Origin of the sequence: Streptomyces africanus (genome assembly GCF_002150735.1) — a bacterium.
Taxonomy (GTDB): domain Bacteria; phylum Actinomycetota; class Actinomycetes; order Streptomycetales; family Streptomycetaceae; genus Streptomyces; species Streptomyces africanus.
This window is the reverse complement of the sequence record NZ_MUKA01000653.1, coordinates 1-783: the sequence shown is the minus strand read 5'-3', so window position 1 is coordinate 783 and position 783 is coordinate 1. Positions and strand designations below refer to the sequence as shown.

At 75.7% G+C, this 783-nt stretch carries 1 protein-coding gene and 1 pseudogene; both read left to right on the top strand.

The window, feature by feature from the left end; genetic code table 11:
* Positions 1–178: pseudogene (locus CCL05_RS46955) on the top strand (glycosyltransferase family 2 protein); the annotation flags it as partial.
* A partial coding sequence (locus CCL05_RS43125; protein ID WP_208641760.1) for a polysaccharide pyruvyl transferase family protein occupies positions 175–783 on the top strand: 609 nt, incomplete at its 3' end. The pseudogene CCL05_RS46955 and the gene CCL05_RS43125, both read left to right, overlap by 4 nt.

Below are 783 nucleotides of genomic sequence, written 5' to 3'. Positions count from 1 at the left end.
GGCGCCGCTGTCCGCGGCCGACCGGCGGGCGTGCTACCGCCACATGGCCGCGTGGATGACCAGCCGGGTCCGGCCGGGCGCCGGTGAGCGGGTCGAGGACCGCGCCCCGGTCGACCCGGCCGAGCTGACCGTCTCCGTCGACGCCCTCGTAGCGGGTCGTGAAGGGCGGCCGGCATGAGGGCCGGGACGCGTGTGGGGCTGTTCGGCCTGCTCGGCTCCGGCAACCTCGGCAACGACGGCTCGCTGGAGGCCGTACTCGGATACCTGCGCACCGATCACCCGGAGGCGGTCGTGGACGCGCTGTGCGGCGGACCCGAGGCCGTGACGGCCCGGTTCGGGATCCCCGCCACGCGGCTGCACTGGAACCGCGCGGAGTACCGGACCGCGTCACGTGCGGGCGCGGTGGCGGCGAAGGGGCTGGGCAAACTCGTCGACGTCTTCCGCACCGCCGCCTGGGTGCGCCGGCACGACGTGGTGATCGTGCCGGGCATGGGCGTCCTGGAGGCCACGCTGCCGCTGCGGCCGTGGGGCTTCCCGTACTCGCTGTTCCTGCTCTGCGCGAGCGGCCGGCTGCTCGGCACCCGGGTCGCGCTGGTCGGCGTCGGTGCCGCCGAGATCGGCAACCGGCCGACCCGGGCCCTGGTGCGCTGGTCGGCGCGACTGGCCGCGTACCGGTCGTACCGGGACGTCCAGTCCCGCGATGCGATGCGGGCGATGGGCGTGGACACCACGCGCGACGCGGTCTACCCCGACCTGGCGTTCTCGCTGCCGACGCCACCGGCG